A 22,957-nucleotide genomic window follows, 5' to 3' on the forward strand; every position below is an offset into this window, starting at 1 on the left:
CTTTTTCGGGTTTAAACACAGAGTGAACAGAGCTTCGCACAGAGAAAACAGAGAGCCATAGCACTGTGTACTCTGTGTAAGTCTCTGTTTTCTCCGTGTTCAAACAACCGTTTTTCGTGGCTGCGTCGTCATGAAATCCTTGAGGTAGAACGGCTCGAACGTAGCCGGATTTTCAACCTGACCAGCCGCAACTAGTGCCGTTGCCAGTTTACCAATCGTGCGCGCCGACGGAACGACGACCTGCTCGGGGAAAATAGCATTCGGCTGTTGCCCCAGTACCGCCTGACACTTGGCTGCCCCATCGCCGAAGAAAACGACTGGTTGGTGGCTTAACTGGTCGGTAAACGAATGCTCGTCGATAATCTCAGCTTTTGTCGGTACCCGCTCTTCACCGGTAGTGTCGTAAAAGGCGCAGTAGACTTCCATCCGCCGGGCATCGATCATAGGACAAAGCAGCATTTCGGCGGGATAAAAGCCACGAATCTGCTCGGCCATGGCAGCCAGCGTATTGACGGCAATCAGCGGTTTGTCGAGTGCAAAACACAAGCCTTTCGCCGTCGACACGCCGATACGCAGGCCTGTATACGAACCCGGCCCCATCGCCACGGCAACGGCGTCGAGCTGATTGAGCGTGAAGCTCGTTTGCCGGACTACATCGTCGATCAGGCTGGTCAGCATCGCCGATGACGTTCGTTCGACAAACAATTCGTAACACCCCAACAGCACGCCATTCTGGTGCAGCGCAACCGAACAGACTGTCGTTGAGGTGTCGATAGAAAGAATAAGCACGGATTATTTCTTTTTCAGAATCGAGTTATACCGATTCATGTCTTTAAACAGCGCGAGTGCCGCTTTCAACTCGGTGTCGTCGGCGAACGAAGCTTCCTTGATCCCTTTCTGTAGGTAATAATGCCCCGCAATCTCTTCGTCGAGCAGCGCGCGAACTTCGTTGCGGAACGTCATCAGATCAGCGTCTTTACTGTGCGACATCTTGGTCTTGAGCGACTTCAACTGATCTTGAATGAGGTCGAAATATTTTTCTTTCTTGGCCGATGCTTCCAGCGTACCCAGATCTTTTTCAACCTGCGTCGTGTAGTCATACTCCTTGTCGGCGACCCACTTCATGAAGTCGGCGTACTCGGCGTCGGTCAGGCGGAATTCGCGGGCGGGTTTGATCGTCGGGTGATCGTGATGATACTTCACGGCATAGTCGAAGATCAGTCCTTTGTTGGTCAGGCTTTGCGCGATCGGGGCAGCCAGCTGATTTTCGGTAACGACATCGGGCAACACACCACCGCCGTCGTACACCGGCCGGCCGGCTTTGGTCTTAAACGCCGTTTGCAGTGAATCGGGAATCTTGCCCACGCTGCCGTCTGGGTTACGGTGGCTATAGTCGATAGCTTGAATACACCGGCCGCTGGGAATGTAGTATTTCGCCGTTGTAATCTTTAGCTTGGTGTTGAACGACAGTTCGCGGGTGGTCTGTACCAGCCCTTTGCCGTACGTCCGTTGCCCGATCAATACACCCCGGTCGTAGTCCTGAATGACACCCGATACGATCTCGGCGGCCGACGCGCTATGACTGTTGGTCAGCACGATGATCGGAATTTCTAGGTCCATCGGCGCATTCATGGCCGTGTAGGTTTTATTCCACTCGGTCACCTTCCCCTTCGTCGTCACCACTTCCGAATCTTTCGGGATAAAGATGTTGCAGATGTCGATGGCCATGTTGAGCAGCCCACCGGGATTTTCGCGTACGTCGAGCACCAGCTTTTTCATGCCCTTACCCTTCAGCTCCTGCACCGCCGTCCGTACTTCCCGCGAGGCCGTAGCCGTGAAGTCCTTCAGGTCGATGTAGCCCACGTCGTCCGACAACATGCCGTAGTAGGGCACATTGGTCATCTTCACGACGTCGCGCATCACGGTCACCTCGACCGGCGCCGTAGCCCCGTATCGCTTTACCGATAGTTTTACCGCTGTATTGTTCTGCCCTTTGATGAGCTTACTGGCATCGGCATCTTTCCGGCTTTTCAGCTCGACACCGTCAATCTTCAGAATTTCGTCGCCGATTTGCAGGCCCGACTTCTCGGCGGGGGTGCCTTCGTAAATCATCAGCACGATGTTCTTGCCCTGCCGCTGCCCGATAACCGCTCCGATGCCGTTGTAGCGACCGGTGGTCATGGTCATGTAATCTTCGATTTCGTCTTCCGCGTAGAAATTGGTGTACGGATCAAGCCCCTTCAGCATCGCATCGATACTGCTTTTCACCATCCGGTTAGGGTTGATCTCGTCGACATAGTACATGTTCAGTTCCTTGAACAAAGTCGCGTAAATGTCGAGGTTGCGGGCGATCTCGAAGAAGCGGTCGTCGTTCTTGAACGAAAACAGGCCAATACCACCCGCTACGAGCCCGGCTGTGGCGAAAAGCGTCAAACGTTTGCTGAGGTGCATAAGGGTTTACAGTTTACAGTAGTCGGTTTACAGTAGTGATCAGGCGGTGGACCGTCACACGGTTGTGGGTATTGGACAGACGGAAAACCGTAAACTGAATACCGAAAACCTACAACTTTCGTAAGGCTAATTTCATACCTTTTTCTATCTCCTCAAACGAAATAATCTGCTTGGCCGTATAAAGCAAGGCGAGGTGGCTGGGTAGGGGGCGCGTGCGGCCCTCGGGGGGAAAGAGTAACTGCTTGTTGAGCCGGTAAGCCTCGCGGACACGCCGACGAATCAGGTTGCGGTCGACGGCCCGTTTGAACTGCCGTTTGGGAACGGTAATGACGATGGCGGGCAGCGCTCCGGCGGCTTCAGGTTCGTTTAGATAAAGGAGTCTAAACGGAAAAAGGTAGAACGTCCCAACGGCCGTACTACCTTTTTTAAAGAGTTCACCCAGAATTTTTTTGCTGCAAAGCCGCTCCGATTTCGTAAAGGTTTGCCGCATATGCATAGGTTGACGTCTGGAGCCCGGCAGGACGCGAAACGACGAACCAGAAACCGGGAATTAAACTTTAAAGCGATCGCCTTTTTTCTCGTCCGATACGGTCAGCTTCCAGCGACCTTTGGCACGACGGCGGGCCAGTACTTGACGGCCGTTGGCGGTTGACATCCGCTCGCGGAAGCCGTGCTTGTTTTTCCGCTTCCGGTTCGATGGTTGGTACGTTCTTTTCATGATCTATCTTGCCTAAAACTCCTGAGTTTCGAAATGAGTCCGCAAAAATAGTAGAACGCTTTGTCTTAACCAAGTGCCGATCGTGAAATTGGTGCCTGTCAGCCAGTGAAATAGCTGGTAAATCCAATTTTCGGTCGTTAAAACGAGCTGTCTGTGCGATTAGTCTGCCTATTTTGGGAAACCCTTTCGCCAATTACGTCAGTTATCGATTTGTATTTGCTTACTGAACGACGATACCCACCATGCATTACCGCCTGTCTGCCGATCCCGAATTGCCGCATTACATTGCTGTCGAAGCCGAGCTGGCGCAGGTGACGCCGGGTTCGGTTATTGAGTTGCAGTTGCCTGCCTGGCGGCCCGGTCGGTATGAGTTACAGCACTTCGCCAAGAATATTCAGCGGTTCACCGTCACGGACGAGACGGGACAACCACTGCCCTTTCGCAAGATTACGAAAGACCGCTGGCGGGTAATTACCAAAACCGGGACAACGGTTATTGCCAAATACAATTTTTATAGCCTGATCCCGACGACCTATCAGCTCAACGCCGGCAGCAGCTTCATCGACGAATCGTTGCTATACGTCAATCCGGTGAACCTTTGTCTTTACGCTGAAGGACACATCAACGATCCTTGTACACTGGACGTGCACATTCCCCGCCACTGGACCGTTGCCTGTGGCCTGACACGTATCGATGACGCAACTGATACAAGTGGCCCGGTTCGCTTACAGGCGGCTGACTTTTACGAACTGGTCGACTGTCCGCTGCTGGCTGCACCCAGTCTACAGCATATTCAGTACGACATCCAGCAAACGCAGTTTCACGTCTGGATTCAGGGCGGCTGGCGAACCGACGGGACCACCGCTTTCGATGCTGATCGCATCGTGGACGACTTCACACGTTTTTCGGCCCAGCAGATTGCCCTATACGGCGAATTCCCGGAGGGCGACTATCATTTCCTGACGCTGGTGCTACCGGTGGCTTACTACCACGGTGTCGAACACCGCAATTCAACGGTACTAGTGCTGGGGCCCGCCGATGAAGGGGCCGGTTTATATAACGATTTGTTGGGTGTAGCATCGCACGAATTATTTCATGCCTGGAACATTATCCGAATCCGCCCGACTGAACTGCTGCCGTACGACTTTACCCGCGAAAATTACTTCGATACCTGCTTTGTTGCCGAGGGCGTGACGACCTACTATGGCGACCTGATGCTGCGCCGGTCGGGTGTGTTTGACGATGACGCGTATTTGAAGGAGTTGCAGGTTATCGTCAAACGGCACTTCGAAAATAATGGCCGGGCGTTTCAGTCGCTGACCGAGTCGTCATGGGATTTGTGGCTTGACGGCTACGAGAAAGGCGTTCCTGACCGGAAAGTGTCGGTTTATCACAAAGGAGCGATTGCCGCCCTCATCCTGGACTTGCGCATTCGCCGGTTGACCAATCATGCCCAATCGCTCGATGATGTAATGCGACAGATGTGGATACGTTTTGGTAAACCGTTCATTGGTTATACGCTTGATGATTACCGGACGGTAGCCGAATCGGTAGCAGATGAACGACTGACGGACTATTTCAACCTGTGTATTTTCGGGAACAGTGCCCTGGAAGAACCCCTGAATGAGCTACTCGCCTGGGTTGGGCTGCAAGTGGTCTGGGAAGCGCCGACCGCCGACTTGCCCGGTGGTATTCATCTGATCGATACGGGCGATGTAGCAGGGCGAGCTGAACGCGCCCGCTGGTTTGGAGCCGCACTCACTGCCGAGAACCAGCTGCTCGACACCGACATAGCGAAAGCGTAACCGTAGGGCCGATCAGCGGTAGCGAATTATTCGGATAGGTGGATTAATGACAGAAAAAATACACATTGCGTCGCTACTTTTCTGTCTCGACTACCGCTATGAACCCGTCAAGTAAAGAACTGCCGTTTGACGAATACGTCCGGCACGATGCAACCGCATTAGCTGAACTGGTACGAAATGGCGACGTTAGCCCGGCCGAGTTGCTGGCAACGGCCATTGCGCGGGCGGAGGCTGTGAATCCCACGCTAAACGCGATCGTAACGCCATTGTACGAGAAAGGGCGTACCGTCATTGAGCAACTGCCAGCAAATGCGCCGTTTCGGGGCGTTCCTTTTCTGCTGAAAGATCTGGAGCTAGGCTGGGCCGGAACAGCCCTGAAGTCAGGGAGCCGGGCCTATCGTGACTATGTATCGTCGACAGATAGCGATACCGTTCGGCGATTTCTAAACGCTGGTCTCGTTCCGTTTGGCAAGACGAATACGCCTGAGTTTGGCCTGACACCCTATACAGAATCAACCTTGTACGGTCCGGCGCATAACCCGTGGAATCCAGCGTACTCCCCCGGAGGGTCGAGTGGTGGTTCGGCCGTAGCCGTGGCGGCTGGTATTGTTCCGGCGGCAACCGCTTCCGACGGGGGCGGGTCGATCCGTATTCCGGCATCGTGTTGCGGGCTGTTTGGCCTGAAACCGTCGCGGGGGCGCGTGTCGCTGGGGCCGAATTATGGCGAACTCTGGAACGGGGCCGTTATCGGTCATGTACTCACCCGGTCGGTGCGCGACAGTGCGGGACTACTCGATGCTATCGCTGGCCATTCTCCCGGTGACCCGTATCTGATTGCGCCACCGAACCGACCATACGCCGAAGAAGTAGGGCGGGAGCCGGGTAAGCTACGCATTGCGTTCTCGACACAGCACCTCATGCCCTCGCAGACGACCGATCCCGAATGCGTTGCGGCCGTTCGCGAAACCGTAACGCTGCTGGAGAAACTGGGCCATATGGTCGATGAAGTACCGTTGCCCTACGAGAAGACAATCGTCACAGAAGCGTTCTTCGTAAACGTCTTGAGCGAGACGGCGGCTACCCTGCGCGAAATCAGTCAGTACCTTGGTCGCCCTGTTCAGCGAGACGACGTAGAATTGAATACGTGGGCGCTGGGTCGACTGGCGGAAGGCTTTACAGCCGCCGACGTTGCTTACCAGAAACGACGCTGGAACAGCCTGAACCGGGCTATGGGGCAATTCCACGAAACCTACGACCTCTTTCTAACGCCTACCTTACCCCGGCCACCAATCAAAATCGGTACCTTTCAAAACTCAGCGTCGGAAGCGCGGACGATGAAGCTGGTCGACGCTATGCGGGGGCTTAAATACCTGAAAGGAACGAAACTGATCGCCGAACTGGCTGAAAAGTCGCTGGGCTATATTTCGTATACCGTCATTGCCAATATGACCGGCCAGCCATCCATGTCGGTACCGCTGCATTGGTCAGCCGAGGGCTTGCCGATTGGTGTTATGTTCTCGGGGCGTATGGGCGACGAAGCTACTCTGTTTCAACTTGCTGGTCAGCTTGAGCAGGAGCGGCCGTGGTTTAACAGACGACCGGCATAAAAAAAGAGACAGCTTTAAGGCTGTCTCATCTGACTTAGTTGGCTGATTCTTTCGCGGAGGTTACTTTCGGTTCTTTCACCGACCGATCATAGCGTTTGGGCGCGTAAAGAAATCCGAATGCTTCCGCACCCTCTTTGGTGTGCACCTTATGGTGTATGTAGTGTGCCCGCATGATACGCTGCATATAGCGTCCGCTGGTGTCGAACTTCATCTTGACACGACGGTGTACGATTACGTCATGGAACAGGAAATAGAAGATTCCGTATAGTGTCACGCCGGCACCGATCCAGGCCAGAAAGCCCAGTTCAGGAATCTCAACACCGGCCAGAATCAGCCCGATGGCAACGACACTGAACACAACGGCGAAGAGGTCGTTTATTTCAAAAAAACCTTTATGATGGTTATGGTGGTCGCGGTGCCAGCTCCACAAAACGCCGTGCATGATGTATTTGTGCGTAAACCAAGCCACCCCTTCCATAAACAGAAAAGTACCTATTACCAGAGCAATGTTTACCAGCATTTTCGTGTTTTCTGAGTAAGACAAACAACTGCGAACCAGTCTGCGTAAAGGCTTGAGCGATGGGTTTTATCCCCCAGAAAGTCTTGCCCAACTCGCCGACTACTCCCGATACTAACGGAATGTTTCTGCGAAAAGTTGGCCGTCTGTCGGTTACTTTTCAGCGCAAAATAGAGATTGGGAGCTAACACTTGCAAGTCATTGGAGAATCCGTATCTTTATCACCAGTCAGTACTCAACCAGATGAACACATCGGTTATGGACTATCAGGCACTCAAGAACCTGGTTAAGCGGGGCGAGGGTAGTAGTTTAGAGTTCAAACTGAAAACAAATCATCCCGAAAAGATTATCCGGGGTATTGTCGCTTTCGCCAACACCAACGGTGGTATTATGCTGATTGGCGTGGCCGACGACAAGACCATTCGCGGTCTGAAATACGCCGATGAAGACGAGTACCTGCTTGTCCGGGCCATCAACAAATACTGCTTTCCCCGCATCTCATATACCATTGATCGTGTGCAGCTCTACGACGAGCGCGAGGTGCTGGTAATCCGGGTACCACCAAGCCCGACCCGCCCGCATTACATCATTCCCGACCCGGTCAACGATCCCGACAACAAAAAAGCTTATGTCCGCGTCGCCGATAAATCGGTGCAGGCTAGCCGGGAAGTGCGGGAAATCCTGAAGGGGCAGCAGGCCGAACGCTCGATCCGGTTTACGTACGGCGACAAGGAACACAAGCTAATGCAGCACCTAGGCGAACATAGCAGTATCACGGTCGATCTGTTCGCGTCGATTGCGGGCATATCCCGGAAGATCGCGTCGCGCACGCTGGTGCTGCTCGTGTTGGCCCACGTGCTGGAGATTCACCCCAGCGATGTCATGGACCAGTACACAACGAGGGCAGTTAGTTGATGAAATAGACAATAATCCAACAGTGTCAGGTTTTTGTCATTCCGACGACAGGAGGAATCTTCAGTAGGCAATAAGTATTTCCTATTCCCGAAGATTCCTCCTGTCGTCGGAATGACAAAAAAATATCCCGGCTGTCCGAAACTACAAGCTATTCAGTAATGCCATGATCTGTTCGTGAACGTACGCGAGTTGCTCGTCGGTCGTGCAGTAGGGTGGCATCAGGTACAGCACATTGCCCAATGGTCGCATCAATACACCCCGGTCGAGCAGGAACTGGTACGCATGATCGCGGATATGGTTGAAGTACGACGTTTGTTCGCCTACGTTCAGGTCGAACGCCAGTAACGTGCCCCGCTGCCGAATCGAACTAACGCGCGGATGTCCCGCAATCGTTTCTGCAAACCGGCTGTGGTTGGCGCTGATACGCTGAATCGCCTGCTGTGTTTCGTCGGCTAGTAGCAGATCCATGCTGGCAAGCGCAACGGAACAGGCGAGGGGGTTGGCCGTAAAGGAATGACCATGAAACAAGGTCTTCATCCGGTCGTCGGACAGAAACGCGTCGTAGATTGCCTGCGTGCAGGTGGTTACCCCCAGCGCCATCGTACCCCCCGTCAATCCTTTCGACAAACACATCAGGTCGGCCTTTTCGGTCAGGTAGTGCGACGCAAACAGTTTGCCCGTCCGGCCGAAACCGGTCATGACCTCATCGGCAATCAGCAGGATACCCTGCTCTCTCGCCAGCCGGAACAGCTCGTCGAGGAGGGCCGGTTCGTACATAATCATGCCGCCCGATCCCTGCACCAGCGGTTCGACAATAAAAGCCGCGACATCGCTGGTGAATAGCTGTCGGGCAAGGGCTAGCGTTTCTTCTTCCTGTCCGGCAACGGGTGTCGGTAGGTAATCGACGTCGAACAGGAAGGGCGCGAAGGGAGCTGAAAAGGCGCTACGTCCACCGACGGCCATTGCTCCAAACGTATCGCCATGGTACGCATCGGTCAACGCGATCACTTTTCGGCGCGGCTGATTTCTGTTGTACCAGTACTGAAACGCCATCTTAAGCGCAACCTCCACTGCCGTCGAGCCATTATCGGAATAGAAAACCTTGGCCTGCTTGTCGGGCAGGATGGTCAACAGTCGCTCAGCTAGTTCGACGGCGGGCTGGTGCGTGAAGCCGGCAAAAATGACGTGTTCGAGCGTATGCGCCTGTTCCGCCAGCCGCCGGGCAATCGCCGGGTGCGCATGACCGTGCAGGTTGACCCACCACGACGAAATCATATCCAGATAGGTCGTGCCATCGGCGGCATGTAGTACCGAACCGTCACCCCGGACAATGGGAATCGGCAGCGGAGCCGTCTGCATCTGCGTAAACGGATGCCAGACAACGGTATGGTCGCGTTCAGGCAACGACTCAGGCAAACTGACGGGCGTAGTGGGTAATGACATGGGGAGTAAGCTGCGCTTCCTGCCCGATGCGGCCCAGACAAGGAAGCTGTGTATAATTCAGGATGAAGGATTCGGTTGCCGGTACGGTCGGCCCGTTGAAAATCAGACCCACCAGCGGAATCGACCGGCTCTGACAGGCAGCTACCGACAGCAGCGTGTGGTTGATACTGCCGAGGTAGTTGCGCGATACCAGTACCACGGGTAGACCAAGCTGAACGACCAAGTCAATATTAAGCGACTGATCGTTCAGGGGAACCATCAGGCCACCGGCCAGTTCCACGACCAGCGCATTGTCGGTTTTCGGTAACTGGAAAGCGTCGAGCTGAATCGTGACACCATCGGCAGCCGCAGCCGCGTGGGGCGACATGGGCTGGTTGAGTCGGTACGCTTCGGTATGAAAGCGGGAATGGGGGTTACTAACCAGTCGGCGAACCGTATCGGTATCTGAATCGTCGAGGCCACCCGCCTGCACGGGTTTCCAGTAGTCGGCCTGCAAGGCCTCGGTTAGCGTCGCCGATACAATCGTTTTGCCGATTTCGGTACCGATGCCAGCTACAATAAGTTGATGAGGTAAAGGCATAAAAAAATTAATGAGGTAGGGCGGTTTGTAGAACCATCCGTAACCGATCGAGTTCGTCGGTCGTGTTGAATGCATGCAGACAGATACGAATCCGTTCCTGCCCAATCGGTACGGTCGGGCTGAGGATGGCGCGCAAATCAAGGCCAGCCTGCTGTCCTGCTAGAGCAACCCGACGTGCTTCGTCGTTTCCGCTGACGAGCAGACACTGAATGGGTGATTGACTATCGGTCCAGCGAGTGGCAGGTAACTGCGCTACTACCTGGGTCTGAAAATAGTGTAGCCGGTCAGCTAGGTGGTGCCGGATGTCGCTATCACGTTGAACTAGTCGATGCGCTTCCCGGATGGCCAGCAAGCTATGGGGGGGCAAGGCCGTGGTATAGATAAAGGAACGGGCAAAATTGATCAGGTAGTCGCGCAGCAAGGCCGACCCGATAACGGCTGCTCCGTGTACACCCATTCCTTTACCAAATGTATGTATACGCGCCAGTACCCGGTCCTGCAAACCCAGTGCGACGACGCGTCCTTCACCATTCGGGCCGTATACGCCCGATGCATGTGCTTCATCGACGAGCAATGCTGCACCATATCGATCGCATAAAGCGCACAGTTCGGGTAACGGAGCGAAGTCTCCGTCCATCGAATAGACTGATTCAACCGCGACAAACACCTGTCCCGTTGCTCTTTGCAGCTGTTGTTCCAGATCCGACAAGTCGTTGTGCCGGAATCGATGGCGCGCAGCGTAACTCAGCCGAGCCCCGTCGATCATGCTGGCATGAATCAACTCGTCGGTTAGTAGCGTATCGCCTTTCTGGGGCAGGCAGGCCAATAGCCCGACGTTCGCATCGTAACCGGAGTTAAAAATCAGCGCTCGTTCTGATCGGTAAAAATCAGCGAGTTCGACCTCGACACGGTCCGCCAGTTCGGTCTGCCCTGCCAATAGTCGAGAGCCGGTAGCTCCATTAAATAAGGAGTCTTGATCGACCGCCTGTTGAATGGCCGATCGTAGGGTCGACGAGCGAGCTAAACCAAGGTAATCGTTGGAGCTTAAATCGACAAATGATCCATTAACGCGTAACGATCGAAGCGACCCGTCCTGCTGCCGAGTGGCCAGTCGGTGGGCTATCGCCTGTAAAACTGGTTGTGTCGTTTCAATCATGGCGCAAAAATACACTGCTTCCGATTGATTACGGAGTCAACTGTTTACAGGCTAAATGTGTATAAACCCCAACTTATCCACATAGCAATTGTGGATAAGTTGGGGTTTATGGTATGAACTCGGTGTATTCTTATTGAGCGGACGCGAAAGAGACAAAACAAATTTGGCGAATACTCAGTTGCGCGCAATCGACAGCACAATCTTGCCAAACTGTTTTCCTGACTCCATCCGACGCAGAGCCTGTTCGGTTTCTACCAGTGGCAGTACCGTGTCGACAATCGGCGTGATGCGATGCTTGTTGACGAAGGTAAGCATATCCGTAAACTCCTGCTCAGTTCCCATTGTCGTTCCCAGGATGTCGAGTTGTTTGAAGAACACCTTAGGCGGGGCGATGTCCGTGATGTTTCCGGTTGTGCCGCCATAAAAAACAATACGCCCGCCACTAGCTGCCGCATCGATCAACTTGGCGAAGCCCGGTCCGCCTGCGCTGTCGATGATGACGTCGAAATAACCCGTTCGGCCACCGCCCGTTTGTGTCATCAATTGCTTGAGCCAGTCCGCCTGTTTGTAATTAACGCCCCCCTTTGCGCCAAGCTCGATGGCCCGCTGAATTTTTTCGTCCGAGCCGGACGTGACCCATACCTCCGCGCCGATAGCCACGGCAAATTGTAGGGCCGACAAAGCTGCTCCACCACCAATGCCGGTGATGAGAACCCGTTCGGTCGATTGATCCTGGTTCAGACGTCCCCGGGTAACGAGCGCACGCCAGGCCGTTAGGCTCGTGAGTGGAATGGCTGCTGCCTGTTCAAACGACAGATGCGCCGGCTTGGGATGGACGTAGCGAGCAGGAACGGTAACGTACTCAGCAAAGGTACCCGCGTCTGGCATGCCCAGAATGCGAAAGTCGGGTCCGTAGAAGCGTGGATTTTTACCCCAGTACAGCCCTGGATTGATGATAACATCCTGACCAACCTGTAAATCACGTACAGCCGAACCCAGACCGCTGATCGAACCTGACCCGTCGGACCCCAGAATAGCCGGTAGTTTCATACCGGGATATAAACCCTGTTGCACAAATACGTCGCGGTGATTCAGCGCAGCGGCTCGCAGGCGAATCTGTACCTCATCGGGGCCGGGGGTAGGGGTGGGGACGTCGACGAGTTGCACCGGCTGGTGCGTTTCACTCAGTTGAATGGCTTTCATACGGTATCTTTGCCGCTGTAGCAGACAACCGGCTTAATAAGGTTGCTGCACTGCCCGCAACGGGTAAACTCATTTTGTACCGATCCGTTCGCCATGATTCGCTTTTTCAACGAAGACATCGATTATAAACTTCCGCACAAACAGAAAACCCGGCAGTGGCTTACCGAACAGGCCAAGCAGGAAGGATACCGAATTGGTGAACTGAATTACATTTTTTGCTCCGACGAATATGTGTTGCAGGTCAACCGCGATTACTTGCAGCATGATTACTATACGGACATTATCACGTTCGACCAGCGCGAAGAAGATGACAAGCTGGAAGGCGATATTTTCATAAGTGTCGAGCGCGTGGCCGATAACGCCAAGCAGTTGAATATAACGCCCGAACTGGAAATGCGCCGGGTACTGGCTCATGGCCTGTTGCACCTCTGTGGTTACGGCGATAAGTTAGACGAGGAGGCTACGGCTATGCGGCAACATGAAGAAAATTGGATGGCCGTTTTTCCGGCATAACAACGGCTTGCCTTTGTACCATAGCTGATCTTGAGAAGGGGTAGGGTAGATTTATTTTTCCTCACAAATTTGTTATTGCAAATTTTTTGTTTCTATCAGAGAATCACTACTTTTGCAGTCCCAAACTCGGAACCCGAGTGAATGACATACGATAGGTGAAGGTCCGCTACCGTGTAAGCGACTCAGCAGAAACCACACCTGACTTTTCAGCAGCTGAGCCCGCGCAGGCGGACACTCGCTGTGATATTGAAGGTCAGGTGCAGCGCGCCCGGCCTTTTTTTATGTTGTTTTCGGGCCTGACTGCTAGATAGATATAGGATTCGTCCGGTATAATGTCTACTTTTGCGGCCCAATTCGGAAGGTCCGATGCGGAAATTAGTACCATTTTTCACCTGCTTACTTTAAACAAACACAAATGTCTGGTTTAATTGGCAAGAAAATCGGGATGACCAGCGTGTACAATGCGGACGGGCAGGCTCTGGCATGTACAGTGATTGAAACGGGTCCCTGTGTCGTTACCCAAGTCCGTAGCGTCGAGAAAGACGGCTACACGGCTGTGCAACTGGGTTTCGGCGAGAAAAAAGAAAAGCACACCAACAAGCCGGAGCTGGGCCACTTCAAGAAAGCGGGTACCACGCCTAAGCGCAAACTCGTTGAGTTCAAGGAATTCGACAAAGAGTTTACGCTTGGCGACACGCTGACGGCCGCTGACGTATTCGGCGAAGGCGACTTCGTTGACGTAGTCGGAACGGCGAAAGGTCGTGGCTTCCAAGGCGTTGTGAAACGTCATGGTTTCGGTGGTGTAGGCGGTCAGACGCACGGTCAGCATAACCGGGGTCGTCACCCAGGTTCGATCGGTGCCTGTTCGTTCCCCTCGCGCGTCTTCAAAGGGCTGCGTATGGCCGGCCGTATGGGCGGTAACCGCGTGAAAGTGCAAAACCTGCGCATTCTGCGTGTCATGTCTGAGCAAAACCTGCTCGTTGTTAGTGGTTCGATTCCAGGAGCCAAAAATTCATACGTTATCATCGAGAAATAGGCTATGGACGTAATCGTATATAACAGCAAGGGCGTCGACACAGGCAAGAAAGTCACGCTGCCCGAAGATGTATTCGGCATCGAGCCGAATCAGCACGCGATCTACCTCGACGTGAAACAATACCTGGCCAATCAGCGTCAGGGTACACACAAAGCGAAAGAGCGCGCTGAAAACGCCCACTCGACCCGCAAACTGAAGAAGCAAAAAGGTACGGGTGGTGCACGGGCCGGTAGCGCCAAGTCACCTGTATTCGTTGGTGGTGGTACGATCTTCGGTCCCCGTCCCCGCGATTATAGCTTCAAACTGAACAAGAAAGTGAAGTCGCTGGCGCGTAAGTCAGCTTTGGCTGCAAAAGCACAGGCTTCTAAAATTTCGGTCATCGATTCAATCGCGCTGGAAGCGCCCCGTACGAAAGATTACGTTCAGTTCCTGAACGATATGCAACTGACGGGCCGTAAAACGCTGCTCATCCTGCCTGACCTCGACGCGAACGTCGTTCTGTCGAGCCGGAACGTAGAGAAAGCAAAGGTGACCACAGCTGCGCAGGTTAATACCTACGACCTGATGAACGCCGATCAACTCCTGATCAGCGAAGCCGCGCTGTCGACCATTCAAACGCTGTTCAACCAGTAGTCTCGACCAAAGAACATGAACGTACTGAAACGCCCAATCGTCACGGAGAAGATGACGGACCTGAACAAGCAGGGAAAGTATGCTTTTGAGGTCGATAAGAAAGCCAACAAAATCGAGATCGGTAAAGCGATCGAGAAGATGTACAGCGTGAACGTGACGTCGGTAAACACGATGCGGGTATATGGTAAAAACCGCAGCAAGAATATCAACGGCCGCGTTGTAACGGGTAAGACCCCAACCACCAAGAAAGCAATCGTTACGGTGGCAGAAGGCGAAGTAATCGACATTTACGCTGATCTGTAAACCGGGCATTGCCCTACCATTAAAACAGTCATGGGAGTTAAAAAACTAAGACCAATAACGCCGAGTACACGTTTTCGCGTGGCACCCGACTTTGCGGAAATAACCACCTCCAAGCCGGAAAAAAGCCTGCTGGAGCCCCTGAAGAGAACCGGCGGCCGTAACAACGAAGGCCACCGCACTATGCGCTACATTGGTGGAGGTCATAAGCGGCACTACCGTATCATTGATTTCAAGCGCGACAAAGTCGGCCAACCAGCCGAAGTTTTGACTGTAGAATACGATCCCAACCGTTCGGCCCGCATCTCGCTGGTGCAGTATCCAGACGGTGAGAAGCGGTACATCATCGCACCACAGGGTATCACCGTTGGTCAGAAAATACAGTCGGGCGAAGGCTCGACGCCAGACGTTGGAAACGCCATGCCACTGAGCGCTATGCCGGTTGGTACGATCGTTCACAACATCGAGCTGACCCCTGGTAAAGGTGGTGCAATGGCTCGGTCGGCTGGTACGTACGCGCAGCTGGTTGGTCGTGAAGACAAGTACGCTATCCTGCGTATGCCGTCGGGCGAAACCCGCCGGGTACTGAGCGCCTGCATGGCTACGGTTGGTTCGGTTTCGAACCCCGATCACATGAACGTTGTCGTTGGTAAGGCTGGTCGTAATCGTTGGCTGGGTCGTCGTCCACGCGTCCGCGCCGTGGTAATGAACCCTGTCGATCACCCGATGGGTGGTGGTGAAGGCCGGGCTTCGGGTGGTCACCCCCGGTCACGGAATGGTCAGTTCGCTAAAGGTCAGAAGACCCGTAAGAAGAACAAGGCTTCTGAAAGCATGATTATTAGCCGACGCAAAAAATAAAATGGTTAAAAGTTTAGCGGTTAAAGTTTGATGTTCACCGCAACAACCTTAGCCCTTAAACTTTGAACCTTGAACCAACAACAATGGCACGTTCACTCAAAAAAGGCCCATATATCGACTTTCGTCTGGACAACAAAGTACAGACGCAGAATGAGTCGGGCCGCAAATCGGTTATCAAAACCTGGTCGCGTCGGTCGATGATTTCGCCAGATTTCGTAGGCCACACGTTCGCTGTTCACAACGGGAATAAATTCATTCCTGTCTATGTAACGGAGAACATGGTTGGTCACAAACTGGGCGAATTTTCTCCCACGCGCAACTTCCGGGGGCACACCGCCAAGAAAGACAAGGGCAAACGATAAACTGAAGTTGTATAGTTGTCGAGTTCAAAAGTTATAAAGTGATGCTGACGCAACCGATAAACTTTACAACACAACAACTATAAGACTTTACAACTCACAATTCCAAATGGAAGCAGTAGCAAAACTTAAAGATGTGCCCACGTCGCCCCGTAAGATGCGGTTGATCGCTGACCTCATTCGTGGTCAGCGCGTAAGCCGGGCGCTGGGTATTCTGAAATTTCAGCCGCAGGCTGGCGCAGCCACCCTACAAAAGGTGTTGCTGTCGGCTGTAGCTAACTGGCAGCAGAAAAACGCTGATGAGCGGATTGAAGATGCTGACCTGTACGTAAAAACGATCTTCGTTGATGGTGGCCCGATGCTGAAGCGTCTGCGTCCCGCTCCACAAGGTCGTGGTCACCGGATTCGGAAGCGGTCGAACCACATCACGATTGTTATCGACAGCGCTGTACAAGCCGCCATCGAACCCGCTGAAGCAACTACCTCAGAAAACGAACAATAAGAGAAATGGGACAAAAAATTAATCCAGTTGGCCTGCGACTTGGTATTGTTCGGGGCTGGGAGTCGAGCTGGTACGGCGGTAAAGAGTTCTCGGACAAACTCGTTGAAGACGAGAAAATCCGTAAGTACATCGCAGCCCGTATCCCGAAAGGCGCTATCGCCCGCGTCGTTATCGAACGGACGCTGAAGCGTGTAACCCTGACCATTCACACAGCCCGTCCGGGTATCGTGATTGGTAAAGGGGGTGGTGAGGTCGACAAGATCAAGGAAGAGCTGAAAAAGATCACGGGCAAAGATGTCCAGATCAATATCTTCGAGATCAAGCGTCCTGAAATCGATGCCAAACTGGTTGGTGAAGCAATTGCTCAGCAGCTACAGGCTCGTATTTCGTTCCGTCGCGCCATGAAGCAGGCTATTCAGTCGGCAATGCGCGTTGGTGCTCAGGGTATCAAAGTAAAAGTATCGGGTCGTCTGGGTGGTGCTGAAATTGCCCGTTCGGAGCAGTATAAAGAGGGCCGTGTCCCCCTACATACGCTGCGTGCCGACATCGATTACGCGATCTCGGAAGCCCAAACGGTTTACGGTAAAATCGGCATCAAGGTGTGGATTTTCAAAGGTGAAGTATACGGCAAGCGTGATCTGTCTCCTGCTGCTATGATGAGTCAGGCACAAGCCAACGAACGTTCGGCTGGTCCGGCTGATCGTGGCGACCGTCGTGGCCCACGCGGTGATCGTGACGGAAACGATCGTGGTGGTCGTGGCCGTGGTGATCGCAATGATCGCGGTGGTAACAACCGTGGTGGTGGTGGTCAGGGTGGCAACCGTGGCGGTGGTCAGGGCGGCAACCGTGGCGGTGGACAGAGACGATAAACGAGTTTACAGTTTTCAGTTTTCGCACTGAACTTAGTGCTAGTCGAAAACCGTTAACTGTAAACTGTAAACCTTTCTATAGAAATGTTACAGCCAAAAAGAACTAAATTCCGTAAGATGCATAAAGGCCGGATTCCCGGTATTGCATCGCGCGGTCATGAGATAGCCTTCGGTACCTTCGGTATTAAGTCGCTGGAGCCCGGCCGTATCACCGCCCGTCAGATTGAAGCCGCCCGTATTTCGGTAACGCGTGCTATGAAGCGGGAAGGTCAGGTTTGGATTCGGATTTTCCCCGATAAGCCAATCACCAAGAAGCCGGCTGAAGTACGGATGGGTAAAGGTAAAGGTGCTCCCGAATATTGGGTGGCCGTCGTGAAACCCGGCACGATCATGTTTGAAGCAACGGGTGTTGATCTGGCAACTGGAATGGAAGCGCTGCGCCTTGCGGCTCAGAAGCTGCCGGTACGGACCAAGTTTGTAGTCCGTCGCGATTACCAGGAGCAGGGTCAGGAATAGTAGCCTAAAGCGACAAACAAAATGAAAAAAGAAGATTTGAAAGGATTGACGGTTGAGCAACTGCGCACGGAGCTTAGTGCTGAGCAGAATCAACTGCTGAAACTGAAGTTCGCGCACGCTGTATCGCCCATCGAGAACCCGATGCGTATCCGTGAAAGCCGGAAGCGCGTAGCTCGTTTGAACACGGAACTGACCGCTAAATCCTAAGTAAACCGATTATGGAAGAGCAACAAGCAGCCACTCCGCAGACAGAAGAGCAAACGCCGGTAGCCGTCGCCCAGCCTCAGGCTGAAACCGCAGCTACGTCGGAGCGTAATAACCGCAAAGAGCGCATCGGCCGGGTAACCAGCAACAAGATGCAGAAAACGATCACCGTTGCTATCGAGCGCAAGGTGAAGCATCCCCTGTACGGTAAGTTTCAGAACAAGACGAAGAAACTCACCGCGCACGATGAAAACAACGAATGTGGTATCGGCGACACCGTTCGCATCATGGAAACCCGTCCGTTGAGCAAAAACAAGCGTTGGCGTTTAGTCGAAATCATCGAAAAAGCGAAGTAAGCCATGGTACAGCAAGAATCAAGATTAGGAGTTGCCGATAACAGTGGCGCGAAAGAGGTGCTGGTTATCCGCGTCCTGGGCGGTACCGGCAAACGCTACGCATCGGTCGGTGATAAGATCGTTGTGACGGTGAAGCAGGCGCTATCGTCCAGCAATATGAAGAAGGGTACGGTATCGAAAGCCGTAGTCGTTCGCACGAAGAAGGAAGTACGCCGGAAAGACGGATCGTACATCCGCTTTGAAGACAACGCTGCCGTTCTGCTCAACAACAACGATGAGCCACGGGGAACCCGGATTTTCGGACCCGTAGCCCGTGAGTTGCGCGAGAAGCAGTTTATGAAAATTGTATCGTTAGCCCCTGAGGTACTGTAAGCGATGGAAAAGAAAATAACGCTTCCAAAACATAAATTCCACATCCAGGCAGGCGACACCGTCGTCGTCATCGGTGGAAACTCAAAAGGGTTGCGCGGTGTCGTGAAAGAAGTGATCGTGGAGAAAGATCGCGCTCGTGTCGAAGGCGTCGCCATGATTACGAAACACTTGAAGCCAACGGCTTCAAATCCGCAGGGAAATCTGGTAAAAACAGAAGGTTCAGTCCACATCAGCAATCTGATGCTGGTCGATCCTGCTACCGGCGAACCCACCCGCACTGGTCGTAAAGTAAACGAAAAGGGTAAACTACAGCGCTTCTCCAAGAAGACGGGCAACTTTATCCCGGATTCGTACCGCAAACAATAAAAGGTCTATAGAAATGGCAACGCCAAGACTGAAAGAAAAATATTTGAACGAGGTTGTTCCTCAGTTGAAAGACAAATTCCAGTACAAGTCGGTCATGCAAGTGCCCCGCCTGAGCAAGATTGTCATCAACAAAGGTATCGGAGCTGCTGTAGCTGACAAGAAACTGGTTGACGTAGGTGTTGAAGAGCTGACGACCATCACGGGTCAGAAAGCCGTTCCGACGCTGTCGAAGAAAGCCGTTTCGAACTTTAAACTGCGGGAGAAAATGCCGATCGGTGCAAAGGTGACGTTGCGTGGCGAGCGGATGTTCGAGTTCCTCGATCGTCTGACGACTGTAGCACTTCCCCGCGTTCGTGACTTCAAAGGCATTAGCGACAAAGGATTCGATGGTCGTGGTAACTATACCTTCGGCGTACAGGAGCAGATCATCTTCCCCGAAATCAGTATCGACAAAGTAGCCCGTATTTCAGGTATGGATATCACGTTTGTGACGACGGCCAACACGGATAACGAAAGCTACGAATTGTTGAAAGCAATGGGTATGCCGTTCGCAAAATCTGGCGGCAAACAATAAGATACCGACATGGCAAAAGAATCAATCAAAGCGCGGGAGCGGAAACGTGAAGCACTGGTAGCCAAATACGCTACAAAGCGGGCTGCCCTGAAGGCTGCCGGTGATTACATCGGTTTGGACAAACTGCCCAAAAACGCATCGCCAGTTCGGCTGCACAACCGTTGCAAACTGACGGGCCGCCCACGGGGATACATGCGGAAGTTTGGTATCTCTCGGGTAACGTTCCGGGAAATGGCATCGGCCGGTAAAATCCCTGGTGTAACCAAGGCAAGCTGGTAAGCCAAGTCTAAAGCAACAATTCAGTTTCCGTAATTTTGTGAACCTACTGGTTTGCAAGTAACGCAACGCTCAGAATGAATACAGATCCAATAGCAGATTACCTGACCCGCGTCAGAAACGCTATCCGTGCCAAGCACCGGGTTGTGGAGATCCCTGCTTCGAATATAAAGAAAGAGATTACGAAAGTGCTCTATGATAAAGGGTACATTCAGAACTATAAGTTCGACGATAGCACCGCACAGGGCAGCATCAAAATCGCGCTGAAATACAACCCGACAACCAAACAGTCGGCCATTGTTGACTTGCAGCGTGTGAGCCGTCCGGGTCTCCGTCAGTACCGGGGTGCCGACAACCTGCCCCGTATCTTCAACGGACTGGGTGTAGCGATCATCTCGACTTCGAAAGGTGTAATGACCGATAAAGAAGCGAAGACGCTTAACGTAGGTGGTGAAGTACTGTGTTACGTCTATTAATCCGAACTGAACAATGTCACGTATAGGTAAGAAACCCATTGCTCTGCCAAGTAACGTTACGCTGTCGGTCGATGACCAGAACGTAGTAACCGTAAAAGGACCGAAGGGCACGCTCACGCAGACAGTTGACCGGGACATCTCGGTAGCTGTCGAAGATGGTCAGATTCAGGTGTCGCGTCCTACTGAGCAGAAGCGTCATAAAGCCATGCACGGTCTATACCGTTCACTGGTGAACAACATGGTAACCGGTGTAAGCGAAGGCTTCAAACTGAACCTCGAAATCATTGGGGTAGGTTACAAAGCGGCTGTTACCAACAACGTCCTGGAGTTGCAGCTTGGCTATTCGCACAACGTTTATGTTGCGGTACCGACAGAAATCAAAGTAACGGCTGTTACGGAGAAAGGGCAGAACCCGAAAGTTTATCTGGAAGGTTCAGACAAGCAACTGCTAGGCGACGTAGCGGCAAAGATTCGTTCGCTGCGTAAAGTTGAGCCGTACAAGGGCAAAGGTATCCGGTTCGTTGGCGAAGAAGTTCGTCGGAAAGCTGGTAAGTCTTCGTCGAAGAAATAGTTTTAGTACACGGTTTTCGGTTTACGGCATTGTTTATCGAGAACCGTATACCGAAAACCGAACACATTTTAATCGCCTATTTGGTCGGAATCAAATAACATGGCAACGAAACAAGAAAGAAGAACACGGATCAAGTTTGGTATCCGTGCCAAAGTATCGGGTACGGCTGAGCGTCCGCGTCTGTCGGTTTTCCGGTCGAATACCGCAATTTATGCGCAGCTTATTGACGACGTAGCTGGTCACACGCTGGCTTCTGCTTCGTCAGTTGAACTGAAGAGCGAAGTAACCGGCAACACCGTTGAAACTGCTAAGAAAGTAGGTCAGCGGCTGGCAGAGAAAGCAGTTGCCCAGAACATCAGTACTGTTGTGTTCGACCGCAACGGGTATCTCTATCACGGTAAAGTAAAAGCACTGGCCGACGCAGCCCGCGAGGGTGGCCTTAAGTTCTAAGCAATTATTGCGCATGAATACGAACGCAGCAAGACCTACAAAATACAACGAAGCCGACCTGAAAGAAAAGGTGGTAGCCATCAACCGCGTAGCTAAAGTGGTAAAAGGTGGTCGCCGGTTTAGCTTCTCGGCTATCGTAGTCGTTGGTGATGGCAATGGCGTTGTCGGCTACGGCCTGGGCAAAGCCAACGAGGTAACCGACGCTATTGCAAAAGGCGTGGAAGATGCAAAGAAGAATCTGGTTCAGATCCCTTTGCTGAAGCGCACGGTTCCCCACGAGATGGAAGGTAAATTCAGCGGTGGCTTTGTCCTGCTGAAACCAGCCGCTCCGGGTACGGGCCTGATCGCCGGTGGCGCTATGCGCGCTGTGCTGGAGTCAGCTGGTGTGCACGACATCCTGGCCAAATCGAAAGGTTCGTCGAACCCGCACAACGTGGTAAAAGCTACGCTCGATGCACTGCTGAAAATGCGTCTGCCTCACCAGGTAGCCTTCCAGCGTCAGGTAAGCGTGGCCAAAGTGTTCAACGGTTAATTTAACAGGCAATAGAAGACATGGCACGAGTACGCATTACGCAGGTCAGCAGCACGATCAAGCGGCCGCAGACCCAGAAAAACGCGATCAAGTCGCTTGGCCTGGGCAAAATCAATCGGAGCGTCGAGCGTGAATTGAATGATTCACTGAAAGGAACGCTCACGAAGGTGCAACACCTAGTGAAGATTGAAGAAATTTAAGTACATTTGCGATTCTTTTGGTTTTGCAGGTTCACCGTGTCTCTACGTGAATGACCTGAAAGCCAAAAGAATCATCTTTTTTTATTAACAACTCCAATGAATCTAAGCAACCTTAGACCGGCAAAAGGTTCCGTCAAAGAGCGCAAGCGAGTCGGACGCGGGCAAGGCTCGGGGATGGGCGGTACGTCAACCCGTGGTCACAAAGGGGCGCAGTCGCGCTCAGGTTACAGCCGTAAAACCCACTTTGAAGGTGGTCAGATGCCCCTTCAGCGTCGGGTACCGAAGTTCGGCTTCAAAAACATTAACCGTGTTGAGTACAAACCACTCAATCTGGACTCGATTCAGGCACTGGTTGACGAGACGAAAGCTACTGTAGTAGATCTGAACTTCCTGGCGGAGCATGGTCTGGTGGCGAAAAAAGATCTTGTGAAAATACTAAGCCGTGGTGAACTTACATCGGCTGTAGAAATTCACGCCCATGCTTTCTCGGCCAGCGCTAAAGAAGCGATTGAGAAGGCGGGTGGTAAAGCGATTACGCCCGTTAAAGAAGCAAAGGAAGAAGCAGCTAACTAGTTGTGAGGGCGGCAGTAGCCGTTACA

General features: G+C 52.8%; 33 protein-coding genes. 24 read left to right on the forward strand and 9 right to left on the reverse strand.

Annotation, left to right across the window (positions count from 1 at the left end; genetic code table 11):
• Positions 1-99: 99 nt before the first annotated feature.
• The 4 genes from tsaB to rpmH all read right to left on the reverse strand — a co-directional run bounded on the left by tsaB (position 100) and on the right by rpmH (position 3,169).
• Positions 100-789, reverse strand: a complete 690-nt coding sequence (tsaB, locus tag CLV58_RS08225) for a tRNA (adenosine(37)-N6)-threonylcarbamoyltransferase complex dimerization subunit type 1 TsaB (RefSeq protein ID WP_106137321.1) — start codon at positions 787-789, stop codon at positions 100-102.
• A 3-nt stretch (positions 790-792) separates the two neighbouring features.
• Positions 793-2,451 (reverse strand): S41 family peptidase, encoded by a 1,659-nt coding sequence (locus CLV58_RS08230; protein WP_106137322.1) that lies wholly within the window; start codon positions 2,449-2,451, stop codon positions 793-795.
• 109 nt (positions 2,452-2,560) lie between these two features.
• Positions 2,561-2,941 carry a ribonuclease P protein component gene (locus tag CLV58_RS08235; RefSeq protein ID WP_106137323.1) on the reverse strand — a complete coding sequence of 127 codons (381 nt, stop codon included), beginning with the start codon at positions 2,939-2,941 and terminating at the stop codon, positions 2,561-2,563.
• A gap of 60 nt (positions 2,942-3,001) precedes the next feature.
• On the reverse strand, positions 3,002-3,169 hold the full coding sequence (rpmH, locus tag CLV58_RS08240) for a 50S ribosomal protein L34 (RefSeq protein ID WP_106137324.1): 168 nt from the start codon (positions 3,167-3,169) through the stop codon (positions 3,002-3,004).
• A 242-nt stretch (positions 3,170-3,411) separates the two neighbouring features.
• On the opposite strand from rpmH, the gene CLV58_RS08245 reads away from it, so the two are divergent.
• Both CLV58_RS08245 and CLV58_RS08250 read left to right on the forward strand, forming a co-directional pair.
• Entirely contained in the window at positions 3,412-4,974 is a 1,563-nt protein-coding gene (locus CLV58_RS08245; protein WP_106137325.1) for a M61 family metallopeptidase, read from the forward strand.
• Positions 4,975-5,072: 98 nt separating this feature from the next.
• Positions 5,073-6,581: an amidase gene (locus CLV58_RS08250; RefSeq protein ID WP_106137326.1), complete on the forward strand. Its 1,509-nt coding sequence runs from the start codon at positions 5,073-5,075 to the stop codon at positions 6,579-6,581.
• Positions 6,582-6,615: 34 nt separating this feature from the next.
• Here the strand turns inward: CLV58_RS08250 and CLV58_RS08255 are convergent, their stop codons facing one another.
• The gene (locus CLV58_RS08255) at positions 6,616-7,101 is read right to left on the reverse strand and encodes a sterol desaturase family protein (RefSeq protein ID WP_106137327.1); all 486 of its coding nucleotides are present in this window, start codon (positions 7,099-7,101) and stop codon (positions 6,616-6,618) included.
• Between the two features lie 240 nt (positions 7,102-7,341).
• On the opposite strand from CLV58_RS08255, the gene CLV58_RS08260 reads away from it, so the two are divergent.
• The gene (locus CLV58_RS08260) at positions 7,342-8,013 is read left to right on the forward strand and encodes an AlbA family DNA-binding domain-containing protein (protein WP_106137328.1); all 672 of its coding nucleotides are present in this window, start codon (positions 7,342-7,344) and stop codon (positions 8,011-8,013) included.
• A 141-nt stretch (positions 8,014-8,154) separates the two neighbouring features.
• Here CLV58_RS08260 and bioA read toward each other — a convergent pair whose 3' ends face one another.
• From bioA to CLV58_RS08280, 4 genes are all read right to left on the reverse strand, one after another.
• On the reverse strand, positions 8,155-9,456 hold the full coding sequence (gene bioA, locus CLV58_RS08265; RefSeq protein WP_106137329.1) for an adenosylmethionine--8-amino-7-oxononanoate transaminase: 1,302 nt from the start codon (positions 9,454-9,456) through the stop codon (positions 8,155-8,157).
• Positions 9,422-10,036, reverse strand: coding sequence for a dethiobiotin synthase (gene bioD / locus CLV58_RS08270; protein ID WP_106137330.1), 615 nt, complete (start codon positions 10,034-10,036; stop codon positions 9,422-9,424). The genes bioA and bioD overlap by 35 nt, the downstream gene beginning before the upstream one ends.
• Before the next feature lie 7 nt (positions 10,037-10,043).
• Positions 10,044-11,192, reverse strand: a complete 1,149-nt coding sequence (locus tag CLV58_RS08275) for an aminotransferase class I/II-fold pyridoxal phosphate-dependent enzyme (RefSeq protein WP_106137331.1) — start codon at positions 11,190-11,192, stop codon at positions 10,044-10,046.
• Positions 11,193-11,366: 174 nt separating this feature from the next.
• The gene (locus CLV58_RS08280; protein WP_106137332.1) at positions 11,367-12,395 is read right to left on the reverse strand and encodes a zinc-binding dehydrogenase; all 1,029 of its coding nucleotides are present in this window, start codon (positions 12,393-12,395) and stop codon (positions 11,367-11,369) included.
• 93 nt (positions 12,396-12,488) lie between these two features.
• Between CLV58_RS08280 and ybeY the strand changes: the two genes are divergently transcribed.
• The 21 genes from ybeY to rplO all read left to right on the forward strand — a co-directional run bounded on the left by ybeY (position 12,489) and on the right by rplO (position 22,931).
• Positions 12,489-12,908, forward strand: coding sequence for an rRNA maturation RNase YbeY (gene ybeY, locus CLV58_RS08285; RefSeq protein ID WP_106137333.1), 420 nt, complete (start codon positions 12,489-12,491; stop codon positions 12,906-12,908).
• Positions 12,909-13,323: 415 nt separating this feature from the next.
• On the forward strand, positions 13,324-13,944 hold the full coding sequence (gene rplC, locus CLV58_RS08290; protein WP_106137334.1) for a 50S ribosomal protein L3: 621 nt from the start codon (positions 13,324-13,326) through the stop codon (positions 13,942-13,944).
• Between the two features lie 3 nt (positions 13,945-13,947).
• Positions 13,948-14,577: a 50S ribosomal protein L4 gene (gene rplD, locus CLV58_RS08295; protein ID WP_106137335.1), complete on the forward strand. Its 630-nt coding sequence runs from the start codon at positions 13,948-13,950 to the stop codon at positions 14,575-14,577.
• A 15-nt stretch (positions 14,578-14,592) separates the two neighbouring features.
• Entirely contained in the window at positions 14,593-14,880 is a 288-nt protein-coding gene (gene rplW / locus CLV58_RS08300) for a 50S ribosomal protein L23 (RefSeq protein ID WP_106137336.1), read from the forward strand.
• Between the two features lie 30 nt (positions 14,881-14,910).
• A complete protein-coding gene (gene rplB / locus CLV58_RS08305; protein WP_106137337.1) occupies positions 14,911-15,735 on the forward strand; it encodes a 50S ribosomal protein L2 in 825 nt (274 codons plus the stop codon).
• A gap of 83 nt (positions 15,736-15,818) precedes the next feature.
• Complete coding sequence (gene rpsS, locus CLV58_RS08310; RefSeq protein ID WP_106137338.1) at positions 15,819-16,097, forward strand: 30S ribosomal protein S19; 279 nt, start codon at positions 15,819-15,821, stop codon at positions 16,095-16,097.
• 106 nt (positions 16,098-16,203) lie between these two features.
• Positions 16,204-16,596 carry a 50S ribosomal protein L22 gene (gene rplV, locus CLV58_RS08315; protein ID WP_106137339.1) on the forward strand — a complete coding sequence of 131 codons (393 nt, stop codon included), beginning with the start codon at positions 16,204-16,206 and terminating at the stop codon, positions 16,594-16,596.
• Positions 16,597-16,601: 5 nt separating this feature from the next.
• On the forward strand, positions 16,602-17,465 hold the full coding sequence (gene rpsC / locus CLV58_RS08320; protein ID WP_106137340.1) for a 30S ribosomal protein S3: 864 nt from the start codon (positions 16,602-16,604) through the stop codon (positions 17,463-17,465).
• A gap of 84 nt (positions 17,466-17,549) precedes the next feature.
• Positions 17,550-17,981 carry a 50S ribosomal protein L16 gene (gene rplP / locus CLV58_RS08325; RefSeq protein WP_106137341.1) on the forward strand — a complete coding sequence of 144 codons (432 nt, stop codon included), beginning with the start codon at positions 17,550-17,552 and terminating at the stop codon, positions 17,979-17,981.
• Between the two features lie 21 nt (positions 17,982-18,002).
• Positions 18,003-18,188, forward strand: coding sequence for a 50S ribosomal protein L29 (gene rpmC, locus CLV58_RS08330; RefSeq protein ID WP_106137342.1), 186 nt, complete (start codon positions 18,003-18,005; stop codon positions 18,186-18,188).
• Between the two features lie 11 nt (positions 18,189-18,199).
• The gene (rpsQ, locus tag CLV58_RS08335; protein WP_106137343.1) at positions 18,200-18,541 is read left to right on the forward strand and encodes a 30S ribosomal protein S17; all 342 of its coding nucleotides are present in this window, start codon (positions 18,200-18,202) and stop codon (positions 18,539-18,541) included.
• Between the two features lie 3 nt (positions 18,542-18,544).
• On the forward strand, positions 18,545-18,913 hold the full coding sequence (gene rplN, locus CLV58_RS08340; RefSeq protein ID WP_012930232.1) for a 50S ribosomal protein L14: 369 nt from the start codon (positions 18,545-18,547) through the stop codon (positions 18,911-18,913).
• Positions 18,914-18,916: 3 nt separating this feature from the next.
• Positions 18,917-19,279, forward strand: coding sequence for a 50S ribosomal protein L24 (rplX, locus tag CLV58_RS08345; RefSeq protein ID WP_106137344.1), 363 nt, complete (start codon positions 18,917-18,919; stop codon positions 19,277-19,279).
• Between the two features lie 13 nt (positions 19,280-19,292).
• Positions 19,293-19,853, forward strand: a complete 561-nt coding sequence (rplE, locus tag CLV58_RS08350; protein WP_106137345.1) for a 50S ribosomal protein L5 — start codon at positions 19,293-19,295, stop codon at positions 19,851-19,853.
• Positions 19,854-19,862: 9 nt separating this feature from the next.
• Complete coding sequence (gene rpsN, locus CLV58_RS08355; RefSeq protein WP_106137346.1) at positions 19,863-20,132, forward strand: 30S ribosomal protein S14; 270 nt, start codon at positions 19,863-19,865, stop codon at positions 20,130-20,132.
• A gap of 74 nt (positions 20,133-20,206) precedes the next feature.
• Positions 20,207-20,605, forward strand: a complete 399-nt coding sequence (gene rpsH / locus CLV58_RS08360; RefSeq protein ID WP_106137347.1) for a 30S ribosomal protein S8 — start codon at positions 20,207-20,209, stop codon at positions 20,603-20,605.
• 13 nt (positions 20,606-20,618) lie between these two features.
• Positions 20,619-21,176 (forward strand): 50S ribosomal protein L6, encoded by a 558-nt coding sequence (gene rplF / locus CLV58_RS08365; protein ID WP_106137348.1) that lies wholly within the window; start codon positions 20,619-20,621, stop codon positions 21,174-21,176.
• A 99-nt stretch (positions 21,177-21,275) separates the two neighbouring features.
• Positions 21,276-21,626 carry a 50S ribosomal protein L18 gene (gene rplR / locus CLV58_RS08370; RefSeq protein ID WP_106137349.1) on the forward strand — a complete coding sequence of 117 codons (351 nt, stop codon included), beginning with the start codon at positions 21,276-21,278 and terminating at the stop codon, positions 21,624-21,626.
• Positions 21,627-21,639: 13 nt separating this feature from the next.
• Complete coding sequence (rpsE, locus tag CLV58_RS08375) at positions 21,640-22,158, forward strand: 30S ribosomal protein S5 (protein WP_106137350.1); 519 nt, start codon at positions 21,640-21,642, stop codon at positions 22,156-22,158.
• 20 nt (positions 22,159-22,178) lie between these two features.
• A complete protein-coding gene (gene rpmD, locus CLV58_RS08380; protein ID WP_106137351.1) occupies positions 22,179-22,358 on the forward strand; it encodes a 50S ribosomal protein L30 in 180 nt (59 codons plus the stop codon).
• Positions 22,359-22,454: 96 nt separating this feature from the next.
• On the forward strand, positions 22,455-22,931 hold the full coding sequence (gene rplO / locus CLV58_RS08385; protein WP_106137352.1) for a 50S ribosomal protein L15: 477 nt from the start codon (positions 22,455-22,457) through the stop codon (positions 22,929-22,931).
• Positions 22,932-22,957: the final 26 nt, after the last annotated feature.

The sequence above is a fragment of the Spirosoma oryzae genome, from assembly GCF_003002825.1.
GTDB lineage: Bacteria > Bacteroidota > Bacteroidia > Cytophagales > Spirosomataceae > Spirosoma > Spirosoma oryzae.